Raw genomic sequence first — 12,175 nt, forward strand, 5'->3', positions numbered from 1 at the left:
TATTTATAGCAGTTTGCTTTACATTTAGGGAGGTTTTTGTACTTTTCTTAAAAAACAAAGCTCAAAAAACCACCACTCACAATCAATCTAAATTATTCAAATATAAAATTATGAAATTTTTATTTTATCTTGCTTGATTTCAGGACAAACCAAAGCTTGATGGGTATTTTTTGCAGCAGGTAAAGCAACAATAAAAGTCGTTCCCTCACCTGTTTTAGAGCTTACTGAGATTTTTCCATGATTGAGATCCACAAACCGTTTACATAGAACCAGCCCTAATCCTGTTCCTCGCTCCCCAATCGTACCTTTTATACTGGCTTTGATCTGTGGTTCAAACAGCTGCTCAATTTGCGACTGAGTCATTCCCAAACCAGTATCATGAATAATAATTTCTATATCTTTTCCTACTGGATGCGCAACAATGGAAACTTTTCCAGAACCATCAGTACGGGTAAACTTCAAGGCATTCGAAACCAAATTCTGAATCACCGAGGTCACCATATTCATATCTGCAAAAACACTTAAATCTTCAGCAACATTTTCAATCAGTTGTATATTTTTATTCACTGCCAAAGGCTTAAGCACATCGTAAACAATCTTTGTGGTCTGTTTTAATTTAAAATTAATTGGGTGATAAACAAAGCGCCCACCTTCTGCCATCGCCCAATTGAGTAAGTTTTCAAGTAAGGAATAGGTCGATTGCAAGGTATCGTGCAAATAATCTGCAATATCCTGTACACCTTCTTCACTCAAAGTTTCACGCTCGTTTGCTAAGACATCTGAGAAGCCAATCAATCCATGAAAAGGCGCACGTAAATCATGAGCAATAACTTGGAAAAACTTAGTTTTACTAAAATTTAAAGCGCGTTCTTGTTCATATAACTCATAGTAATCTTGGGATTCAGATTTACGCTCTAAGATCGTCACCAAACCTAAGCTAAGTTCTTCTAATAAAGCCTGTTGCTTGCTTGTAAATGTTGTTTTTTTATTATCATAGAAATAAACATGTGCAATAGAGTCGTTATCTTCTAACTTAAAATCGTAGCACAATAAACGTTGGTGTTTTATCCCAATTTCAACCATATATTGTGAGAATTTTTCATAATTTTTATGCATTTCTGAAACGATGCACTGATTGCCAAAATATGGTGATAAGCTCAATTTACAAGCAATAGATGCTGCTTTAAAATCACTACTTTCATCGGCAACCCAAATATAAGGTTCATTATGAAAAGTAAAAAAAGCATTTTCTACATTGAGAACAGCACGAGCTACACGTAAATAACGTTCAATTTTATTGTCTGTGGTATAAACACCTAAAATCAACGATAGTTGACAAGCACTAAGCTGTTCAGTCTGATGAGCTTCTAAGAATTCTAATTTCATGTTTACCTCATTTGCACTTTCAGTTAACACGCTAGTTATTTAAATCGCCAACGTTTAAATATCAACTTCTTCCAAACACATACAAACTTGAAAACATCGCTTTAGAGAAACACTTACAAATGTTCACATAAAACAATATAACAGCAATACAATCAAATAAAAACAATGGGATGAAATTTTCGATAAATTTCACATTTTATTTAACATGCACAATCAGTTACTGCTTTATATATTTTTATGATTTAAATAGAAAAAACCAAGCTTTTGATAAAAACCTCTAATTTAAATCATCGCAATCAAACCATAAAGTATTTATCAAGCTATTGGCATGTATAAGTGACAGAGAGGTTGCAAAGATCAAAGACAAAATAGCGAAATTCAGCAACAACTTTACTAAAGTTATCTCTCAAATGATTGAGGAAATGAGTTATTTTAATCCCTTAAAAAAGCATTTCGAAAAAATAGATCATCCCATACAAGACGATAAAAATGATGGATAGCAGGCTCATATTTAAAATGAATTTGAGTATTTTATAAGTTTTGAAATGCTTTTCACGAAATTGTATTGAATACTGTCTAAATGGTGCAAAAAATTTAAAAATAGCACTATACACCCCTCTTTTATCTTCAGGTGTATTTGGAACAACAGTACCTTTAACAAGAATACGATAAGCGCTGTTAAAAATTCGTCCAAATATGTTCATTGGACGATCAACATCACACATCAGAATCAATCGCGCTGAATTCGCTGTATTATATGCAAAATGTGGATATGTTTCATCAAAGACAAAGTCTTTACCATTGAACCAAGTACTAGTTTGTCCATCAATATTAATTTGACAAGTTTCAGAGTTAGGTGTCACCAAACCGAGATGATACCTAAAGCTACTAGCAATCGGATCAGCGTGTAAGCTCAGTTCAGAACCCGCCGGTAACAGTGAAAACATGGCACCTCGAATAGCAGGAACTTGATTAAGTAACTCCAATGTCTTAGGACATAATCTTTGCGCAGAAACATGCGTTGTTCCGTACCATTTTAAGTAAAATTTACTCCAACCACGTTTGTAAAAAGTGCGAAAACCAACATCATAATAACCGTCTGCTCCAGGTGTCTTGATCACTTCAAATATACCCGATGACTCTAATGCTATTGCTTCATCTCTAATAATTATCCAATTGGCTCTAAGTACTTCAATATTTTCTAAAAAATCAGCATCCAATATCGGTTTTTTTGCAAAGCTGCGTGTCGTCATATAAAGAACACAGTTAAATGGTGCAAATATTGGCCAGCTTTTTCTTAAATATTGTGAGAGTGAGTCATAACGTACATTTCCTCGCCAACGGTATACATAAGTCATGGCTGCTATCGAATACACGATTAAACCAATGATGATCATAATACTTAGATTCATTATAATTTTACTCCGATTATGATTTATGAATCCCCATGATGTGTCCTTGATTTTCCTTAAATAAAGCCAATCTTCTTTGCTGAACAACCTGCATAAAGATCATTTAGATATTTTTTGAAATAGCGAGAAAAAATAAAATAGTTTCAAATTATTTAAAATACTTTTAACTATAATTAATTAATTTTCTTATAGGCAAGAAATATGTACACCTTTGGTTAAGTTTTAAATGATTGAAATTAAAAATTTTAACTGTTGTTGTTAAGTGATCAGGCGCTATTTCTCGCATACTGATACTTGTTATAAAAATGCGTCATTAAAGAGGGAGCGATGGAACACTAGAAATTACGTAATTTTAATTAAACATCGAAACCATCATTTAAATGCCAATCTATTAATTGGTCCATACTGATCAAAATCAGTTTTTTTCTTTTTAAAGCACTCATGTTCTTATTTGGTTTCTTAAGTTCTGATAGCACCAATTTCAAACAATAAAAAAAGCCCTCAAGTCTAAATATGCTTGAAGGCTTTTCATAATATATGGTCCCGAGGGTCGGACTCGAACCGACACGTCATCGCTGACAGTGGATTTTGAGTCCACCGCGTCTACCAATTTCACCACCTCGGGAGAGGTTGTGTGCGTATAATAGCGCGTTTCATTTTCTTGTCAACGACAAGTTTTCACATTTGTTTAATTTTAAGGCAGATCTGGTTTTTTTGGATTATAAAACATCAATTTCAGCCATTAATTTGAAAAACGACTATACTAGCGGCAGTTTTTAAATCCCAAATGTCAGTTTTTCTTCCTCATGATGCAACTCTCCGATTTTAATTTCGAACTTCCCGACGAACTCATTGCGCGCTACCCACTTGAAACACGTAGCGCTTCTCGCCTTTTACATCTCAATGCAGAGGGTTCATACCAAGATCTTCACTTCACCGATGTTTTTGATTTATTCAATGAAGGTGATTTATTGGTACTCAATGATACCAAAGTGATGAAAGCACGTTTAAAAGGTAAACGCGCCTCTGGTGGTGCTATTGAAGTTTTGGTTGAACGTATTTTTGATCAGACCATTGCACATTGTCATATCAAAGCCAGTAATTCGCCTAAAGCAGGTGCTGAGTTATTTATTGGCAAAGATGAAGTTAAAGTGACGGTAACAGGGCGTCATGAAAACTTATTTGTGGTGGAATTTTCTCAGCCTATTTTGCAAGTTTTAGATTTATATGGACAATTACCTATTCCGCCTTACTTTAACCGTGAAGCAGAAGCCATTGACACAGAACGCTATCAAACCGTGTTTAACGATCCAACCAAATTGGCAAGCGTAGCAGCACCGACAGCAAGTTTGCATTTCGACCAAGCCCTATTAGAAAAATTAGAGCAAAAAGGCGTAAATAAAGCTTTTGTAACCTTGCATGTGGGTGCTGGAACATTCTTACCAGTACGCACAGATCAGATCGAAAATCACATCATGCACAGTGAATGGTGTGATGTGCCTGAAGCAACTGCAAAATTGATTCAAGAAACCAAAGCACGTGGCAACAAAGTAATTGCCGTCGGAACGACAGCAACACGTGCCTTAGAAAGTGCAGCGCAAGCGTCTGGGGGAAAAATTGCCGCATGGACAGGCGATACACAAATCTTTATCTATCCAGGGTATCAGTTCTGTGTGGTTGATCGCTTGATCACCAACTTTCATTTACCAGAATCTACCTTGTTAATGTTGGTATCTGCATTATCCAACCGTGACAATATTATGAACGCATATCAACATGCTGTTGCAAGCAAATATCGTTTCTTTAGTTATGGCGATGCAATGTTGATTGAAAACGCAAATGGCTAAGGTCTAACGAAGCGCAACCTATTTAAAAGTTATTGCTTAGTCAGACTACCAATATGCAAAGTGTGGTTTAAACACGACACTTTGCATTCAAAATCATTTTTTCGTTACAATCAGGCATCTAAGCACTTGCCACAATAATGAATAAAGATGAATGATTTACTCACAAAAATTCAAAATGCTTTTAGCCAACAACACGCCAACAATGGCAAGACTCAGCACAATATACATGCGATCAATCAGTTACTCTCATCAAATCAAGATTTTGAACAGATCATTACAAGCTTAAAGAATTGGCAAGATGATCCGAGTCTGTCTATTCAAAATTATACTTTTTGGCTTTTTATCGCGATTGCGATTGGCTTATTTGTACTGGCTATTTTTACCCACCCGATACTCTTACTAGCAACAGTCGCTAGTGTGGCTTTTGCTTTCTATAAGCGCACTTCGACAAAAGCCCTCAATCAATTGATTGAGGATACTCATCAAAAGAACCTAGAAGTGAAATATCAAATTCGCTTCTATCCCAATGCCTTTGATGAAAATATTGAGTCTCCCTATAATTTCCCGTTATTTGGTTTAGGGGATCATGAAAATACCATTGGTCATTGCATTTATGGCGCTTGGCAGATCAACAGTATCAACTATCCATATATGCTGTTTAATTATCATTATGTGGATGAAGTCGAAACTCGTGATTCAGACGGTAAGAAAAAGATTGAATATCGTCATTATGATTTATGGGGGATCATCCTAGAGAACTTCCCTGCTCAAGGTATCAGTATTTCATCTAAACAAAATCGAGCCTGCCGTCTTGGCGTAAAATGGTCGAGTGGGGATATTCGTTTCGACAATCAGTACCAATTAAGTGGTACAAATGAAATGCAACTTGCCAAATTTTTCACACCAAATCATGTATTAATGCTTGAACAAGCCATGGCTTATTTTAAAGGTGATTTTTATGTTCAAGTCCAGCGCCCTACTTTGTGCTGGCTGTTTAAAACGGATATTACCAAACCGCAGATGCAAGTCGATAAAGTTCAAACTGTACATGATTTAGCTGCACAACTTGAAAGTATGAACATGCCTAATTATGAACAGCTAAAAGATTCAATGATCACAATTCTACAAGAAATCCAACCCCATTATGAGACAAATAAAGTTGAACAATAAACAATTTACTTTGTCGATACAATAATTTATCGCATACTTATCAATCTGGAATTTGAACTTTAATATCCTTTAATCATGATGATTTGCCATGCCTATAGAAACCGTTGAGCGATTACTTCACCTACGTACAAGAAAAAATAAACATGTGATGCGCAATATCGCTCGGCTTTGGGAAATTGGACAACAGGCTCAATCTGCACAAGATATTTTAGATGGGTTACATCCGTGGGGAGAATGTAGAGAATTATTTTTTCATAACCTCATCCCCAGACTGCTATTTATGATTGGGGTAATGACTGCACTTTTTGGTTGGCTGATTCATCACTATATTCCCTATCCACTGAGCCTATTAGCAGCCTTGTTATGCTGTTTTGGTGCTTATTTAATTTATGAGCAAAGCGATCCAATTGATGAAGTCATAAATTTTTTAGAACAGCGCATGATGTTTCTCCGCTACGAATTAGATTTCAATAAAACTCCAAGTCATATCTCCACAACAAGCAATACCTTTTTGGTCATGAGCAAGTTAAAACAAAGTTTTCCATTGTTTTCGCAAGGCAATGTGTTGAACGAGATTGAACAATTTGCATCCACCAAATGGTTTGATGGTGAACAAGAACATCATGTGATGTTGTTTCAGTATCATTATGTCGATGAGTTTTCACTGCCCAATACTCAGGGTGAAAAACAGAAAATTAAGGAAACCCATAAAAACCACTGGGGCGCTTTTATTTTTCAATTACCCGCCCTCGGCTTTGCTGCCAGTAATAAACACCATGAATTTATTCCGCCCTATACCCAAATATGGAAAACTGCGGATATTCTGGTCAATCAAAATTTATATATTTTTGGCTATGATCAACATCAACTTGCCCGTACCATTAGTCCAAGTATCACCTTAAAATTAAGTGATTTTTTTCAACACTATTCAGGTGATATTGTTTATCATTTTGAAGAAAATATGCTGTGCTATATGGGAGATCAAGATCTCTTTCGCATTCGTCGTAAAAAACAAAAGCTTCAGGATATTTCAGCACTTCGTGGACATTTAAGAACATTAACCATGCCTGAATATGAAAAATTTAAACAGTGCATGCTAAACTTGATTTCATAAATTAAAAGGAATAATCAAAATGGGTTTAATCATATTTATTGGGATTTTTATTGTTCTGATCGTTTGGGGTATTCTGGTTAGAAATAACATTGTGCGTTATTTCAATGCGACACAACGTGCATGGGCTGAGGTTGCCAATTTTGAACGCCAGAAAGTAAAAACACTGGAAACTTTAGAGCAAACTTTGGTGCAATATACACAGTTTGAAAAATCAACTTTAGAAAAAGTGACCGAGTTACGTCAGCAAATTTTGAATCTAAATCTAAACAATACCGATGTTTCTCAACTGCAACATGTTGAAAAACTCAATCAAGATTTAATGAAAAGTTTAAATGTGGTGGTTGAAAATTATCCTGAACTCAAAGCGGATACTTTGTATGCAAAAATGATGGATGATATTCAAGAACAAAATGAAAATGTCGGTGCAGCAATCACCATCTTTAACCGTAATGTTGAAGAATTTAATAACACCATCGAAATTTTCCCCAACAATATGATCAATACCATTACTTTGGCAAAGAAAACAATTCGTCCATTTTCAGACAATGTGGTCACTCAGAATTTTGATTACAAACCTAATTTTAACTAAGGTCTGTAGACAATTCGTCGAAGTTTGCGACTACGTGTGTTTTTTAAGCGATACTAGCTACGAAATACGAAATTTAGTTATTCTAAATGATGAAAAATATCGTTTCGCAAGGTAATACGTAGCGGTAAAAACATGCTAGTCTCAAAGAAATGTTGGGAAGATTCTTTGATCAAACATCCCTTGATTAAATACATTAAAAATGAATCATGATAATGCATATATAAAAGGCTTGGTAAAAAACAATAGGCAACAATCCAGTCCTTGCATACGATTAAACTGAAATTTCAAATCGTCTGTAAGATTTAAATCCGGTATAAATTACCAGCAAATAACACCAGCAGCATTCGTTAGAATTACAAACCCTATGTTGAAACTCTTTTTTCCCTCACCCTTTCGACTTCTTTTCAAAAATTGGAATGTATTTGAAATTGTTTGGCTTTTTAGTTTTATTTTCATCGGCTGTATCATTACCTTAGTTCAACAGGATACATGGTTTAATTTCGTGGTATTACTCAGCGGAATTCTCTGTGTGGTATTGGCAGCAAAAGGCAATATTCTCAATTATAGTTTTGGTTTATTCAATAGCTGTGCTTATGCATGGATTTGCTATAACAACGGGCTTTATGGCGAAATGGGACTGAATCTCTTGTTCTTTGTCCCAACTGCTTTGATCGGCATGCTACTTTGGCAGAAACATACCACAGAAAAACAATTACAGCAGGCGTATGTCCTTCGGCATGCTTATTTGATTTTGATCATCCTGAGCAATATAGGTTGTATTGCTATACTCGGTTACCTACTTGCCCAAATTTCCACTCAAAATACGCCTTATATAGATGCAACCACCAATATTCTTGCAATCTCGGCAACGATTTTGATGCTGCTGCGTTTTAAAGAGCAATGGTGGTTCTATATTGCATTAAATATATTCAGTATTTTAATGTGGGCGATCCGAACCCTTGATGGGAGTGGTGATGGTGCAATGATGTTATTGATGTGGTCGGCCTTTCTGATCAATGCCATCTACGGTTACTATAATTGGAATAAACTTGCACAAAACCATTCAAACTCATCCTATTGAATTTAACAACTATGAAAAAAATCGGACTGACACTTGGTAAATATGCCCCCTTACATGCAGGGCATGTACATGTATTTGAAACAGCATTACAGGAAGTGGATGAGCTATATGTATTGATCTATCAAAGTTCAATTACAACCATTCCCTTGAACATTCGCGCCCAATGGATCAGAGATTTATTTCCTCAAATTTATGTGATTGAGGCATGGGATGGGCCTGAGGGTTATTCCAATGATCGGGCTTTTGAAATAGAACAAGAAAATTACATCATTCAAAAGCTCAATGGTGTGAAAATTTCGCATTTTTATAGTAGTGAATTTTATGGTACGCATGTCAGCAGGGCACTCAATGCAATTGATCGTAGAGTGGATGAGCCACGTCTACAGGTGCCGATCTCCGCTACAATGATTCGAGCAAATGCCTTCCAAAATCGGAAGTTTATTCCCAACTGTGTCTATGCAGATTTGATTAGCAAAGTCGTCTTTGTTGGTGCTATGTCTACAGGCAAGTCTACCTTAGTTGAAGCACTTGCGAAAAAGTATGCAACAACTTTTGCCCCAGAATATGGGCGTGAATATTGGGAAACTTACCAAGTTGATCGTCGTATCGGTTTTGAGGATTTCAACATTATTGCAGATCGTCATATCGCCTACGAAGATCAGGCCACTTTAGATGCAAACTGTTATTTATTTGTAGACACCAACGCGATAACCACAGCGATGTTTTGTATGGATTATCATGGCCGACTACCGGAGCAGCTCAAACAACTTGCACTCGAAAATGCACAGCGCTATGACTTATTTTTCTTATGTGAAGATGATATTGCTTATGACGACACCTGGGATCGTAGTGGCCCACAAAAAAGAGCTATTTTTCATCAACAAATTATTGCAGATCTCAAACAACGTCGGATTCCATACATCGCTTTAACAGGAAGTTTAGAACAAAGGATTGCCAAGGTTGAACAAGTGTTAAATCAGTTTGATAAATTCAATAATTTTTTTGGGTCAGCTTTAAAGCCATGATCAGGAATAGATTATGGCGATTGAGCATAGTTGACTCGAAACATATTACCTAAATCACTACAGGGAAATTTGAATAAAAATTTAGCCATAATTGTGTTTATTTTCAACATAAAAAATGACATTTCGATCATTTTCTGATATTTTCAAACCGCTAAAAAATGACTATTTTTAGAACAAAACGATCAACTAAAAATGATCAACTTAATAAAAAGACAATCTAAAGATTGGAGTAAATCAAATGTTAAAAAAATTATTCATGATGTTATGTCTGTGTTTTCTCTGGCAAGCGCCTGCTCAAGCGAAAGGCCTGTTAGTTTTCAATACAGGCGATGAAATGTTTAAGGTTGGACCATTTCCACAAGAAATATTAAGTCAATATGATGATCTTAAAAGTTTAAATGCAGGATATAAATGTAGTCACTTTGGAGTCTTATGGGCAGATGTCAAAACTTGGGACTGCACCTTGGTCGGCATGACTGATGCAGAGCCAGATACTTTTTATGAATTGCCTGATGATGTCATTGCAACATTAGGTAAAAATCCTGAATACCAAGAAAATAAAATGCAACGTAATTTTTGGAATCATTATGGGATATTTATCATGATTCTGGGAATTATCGCCTTGATTATTATTGGTCGTAAGGCAAAAGACTAATTTTCTATCTTGTCCAAATCTAAGTTAAAAAGCGAACCACTCTTCGCTTTTTAATTGTATAAAAATAATACCTTGATATTCAAACAATAATTATTCAACTATAAAAAATGATTCTTGCATTAATCTATTGATGTTCACAGCGCTAAATCAATAATTTTAAATTTAACATTATGAAAAACAACATGACTGGTATTCGACCATAAAATCAGGGAAAATAGCCCCCTTTTGCAATTATCAATCAGCGAACTGTTTTTTCGCCAGATTTAGGTTATTTATGAAGTTTGAAAAATTAGGTCAGTCGGGGCGTGCTCGTCGTGGTCGTTTAACTTTAGAACATGGTGTAATTGAAACACCTGTGTTCATGCCTGTGGGAACTTATGGCACAGTTAAAGGCATGTTGCCACGCGATATCGAAGATATCAAAGCACAAATTATTTTAGGCAATACCTTCCACCTTTACTTACGTCCTGGACTAGATGTTATCCGTGAACACGGCGGTTTGCATGAGTTTATGAAATGGGGCAAACCGATTCTTACTGATTCAGGCGGCTTCCAAGTATTCAGTCTGGGTGCTATGCGTAAAATCAAAGAAGAAGGGGTTACTTTCCGCTCACCTATCGATGGTTCAAAAGTCTTTTTATCTCCTGAAATTTCAATGGACATTCAACATACATTGAACTCAGATATTGTGATGATTTTTGATGAATGTACGCCATACCCAGCAACCCATGAAGAAGCACAGAAATCGCTTCAACTGTCATTACGTTGGGCGAAGCGTTGTAAAACACAGCATCACGATGTTTTAAAAAATAGAAACGCATTGTTTGGAATCATTCAAGGCGGAATGTATGAAGACCTTCGTGAAGAGTCTTTAAACGGTCTTAAAGAAATTGATTTTGATGGCTTTGCGATTGGTGGTTTATCTGTGGGTGAACCCAAAGAAGAAATGATCAAAGTTTTGGATTATCTGCCTGCAAAAATGCCAGAAAATAAACCGCGTTATTTGATGGGTGTGGGTAAACCAGAAGATATCGTTGAAGCAATTCGTCGTGGTGTCGATATGTTCGACTGTGTCATGCCAACTCGAAATGCACGTAATGGTCATTATTTTGTTACCGATGGTCTGGTTCGAATTCGTAACAGCCAATATCGTCATGATCAAAGGCCACTGGATCCACATTGCGACTGTTATACCTGTACCAACTTCACCCGTGCTTATTTATTCCATTTAGAAAAATGTGGTGAAATGCTCGGTTCAATGTTGGGCACGATCCACAATTTACGTTATTACCAACGTTTTACCCAAGATATTCGTGATGCTTTAGATCAGGGAACTTTTGATGAATACGTGACTGATTTCTATCAACGTCGCGGTTTAGAAGTTCCTCCTTGTCCTGCTGACTAATGCCCCAATATAAAGTTGAATTGAAGATTAATTCAACAGTATTTGCGCTGAAACCCAAGACAAGGTAAATTGCTGAACAAGTCAATTTAAAAGCCATGAAAATGGCAGATAATTTTTAACATTAGGAAATTAGAATGAGCTTATTTATTTCTTCTGCTCACGCTGCAGCAGCGCCTGCACAAGGCCCAGGCATGATGGCAAACATATTGATGATTGTGGTATTTGTTGCAATCTTTTATTTTCTCATCTGGCGTCCTCAAGCAAAACGTGCAAAAGAACACCGTACTTTAATCGAAAGCTTAGGTGTTGGCAGTGAAATTGTCTTTGCAGGCGGCTTAATGGGTCGTATCCTAAAAATTGATGGCGACTTTGCAGTGGTTGAATTAAGCAAAGGAAATGAAGTCAAAGTTCAACGTGCAAGTGTTATTTCAGTACTCCCTGAAGGCACATTAAATAACCTTTAATCATAAAACGGTCGTGCACTTAGCACG

General features: G+C 36.1%; 11 protein-coding genes and 1 tRNA gene. 9 read left to right on the forward strand and 3 right to left on the reverse strand.

The features are described from left to right. Positions 1 to 108: 108 nt before the first annotated feature. The 3 genes from AC4CVF_RS15530 to AC4CVF_RS15540 all read right to left on the reverse strand — a co-directional run bounded on the left by AC4CVF_RS15530 (position 109) and on the right by AC4CVF_RS15540 (position 3,423). On the reverse strand, positions 109 to 1,386 hold the full coding sequence (locus AC4CVF_RS15530) for a sensor histidine kinase (RefSeq protein ID WP_419328098.1): 1,278 nt from the start codon (positions 1,384 to 1,386) through the stop codon (positions 109 to 111). 440 nt (positions 1,387 to 1,826) lie between these two features. Continuing rightward, a complete protein-coding gene (locus tag AC4CVF_RS15535) occupies positions 1,827 to 2,798 on the reverse strand; it encodes an aspartyl/asparaginyl beta-hydroxylase domain-containing protein (RefSeq protein ID WP_336953412.1) in 972 nt (323 codons plus the stop codon). 538 nt (positions 2,799 to 3,336) lie between these two features. Continuing rightward, positions 3,337 to 3,423: transfer RNA gene (locus AC4CVF_RS15540), tRNA-Leu, on the reverse strand. 184 nt (positions 3,424 to 3,607) lie between these two features. Here AC4CVF_RS15540 and queA point away from each other — a divergent pair. From queA to yajC, 9 genes are all read left to right on the forward strand, one after another. Further along, entirely contained in the window at positions 3,608 to 4,645 is a 1,038-nt protein-coding gene (gene queA, locus AC4CVF_RS15545) for a tRNA preQ1(34) S-adenosylmethionine ribosyltransferase-isomerase QueA (RefSeq protein ID WP_336953455.1), read from the forward strand. Positions 4,646 to 4,792: 147 nt separating this feature from the next. Next, positions 4,793 to 5,815: a hypothetical protein gene (locus AC4CVF_RS15550; protein ID WP_490789687.1), complete on the forward strand. Its 1,023-nt coding sequence runs from the start codon at positions 4,793 to 4,795 to the stop codon at positions 5,813 to 5,815. Between the two features lie 88 nt (positions 5,816 to 5,903). Next, positions 5,904 to 6,929, forward strand: a complete 1,026-nt coding sequence (locus AC4CVF_RS15555; protein ID WP_336953414.1) for a hypothetical protein — start codon at positions 5,904 to 5,906, stop codon at positions 6,927 to 6,929. Between the two features lie 19 nt (positions 6,930 to 6,948). Further along, a complete protein-coding gene (locus tag AC4CVF_RS15560; RefSeq protein WP_336953415.1) occupies positions 6,949 to 7,518 on the forward strand; it encodes a LemA family protein in 570 nt (189 codons plus the stop codon). Between the two features lie 364 nt (positions 7,519 to 7,882). Continuing rightward, positions 7,883 to 8,599, forward strand: a complete 717-nt coding sequence (pnuC, locus tag AC4CVF_RS15565) for a nicotinamide riboside transporter PnuC (RefSeq protein WP_483770345.1) — start codon at positions 7,883 to 7,885, stop codon at positions 8,597 to 8,599. 11 nt (positions 8,600 to 8,610) lie between these two features. After that, complete coding sequence (locus AC4CVF_RS15570; protein ID WP_490789688.1) at positions 8,611 to 9,624, forward strand: AAA family ATPase; 1,014 nt, start codon at positions 8,611 to 8,613, stop codon at positions 9,622 to 9,624. A gap of 238 nt (positions 9,625 to 9,862) precedes the next feature. Continuing rightward, positions 9,863 to 10,279 carry a hypothetical protein gene (locus tag AC4CVF_RS15575; RefSeq protein WP_419361114.1) on the forward strand — a complete coding sequence of 139 codons (417 nt, stop codon included), beginning with the start codon at positions 9,863 to 9,865 and terminating at the stop codon, positions 10,277 to 10,279. A 274-nt stretch (positions 10,280 to 10,553) separates the two neighbouring features. Further along, positions 10,554 to 11,684 (forward strand): tRNA guanosine(34) transglycosylase Tgt, encoded by a 1,131-nt coding sequence (gene tgt / locus AC4CVF_RS15580; RefSeq protein WP_419361111.1) that lies wholly within the window; start codon positions 10,554 to 10,556, stop codon positions 11,682 to 11,684. 134 nt (positions 11,685 to 11,818) lie between these two features. Further along, positions 11,819 to 12,148, forward strand: coding sequence for a preprotein translocase subunit YajC (gene yajC / locus AC4CVF_RS15585; protein WP_004723156.1), 330 nt, complete (start codon positions 11,819 to 11,821; stop codon positions 12,146 to 12,148). Positions 12,149 to 12,175: the final 27 nt, after the last annotated feature.

This window comes from Acinetobacter sp. LipI_19 (assembly GCF_058242925.1).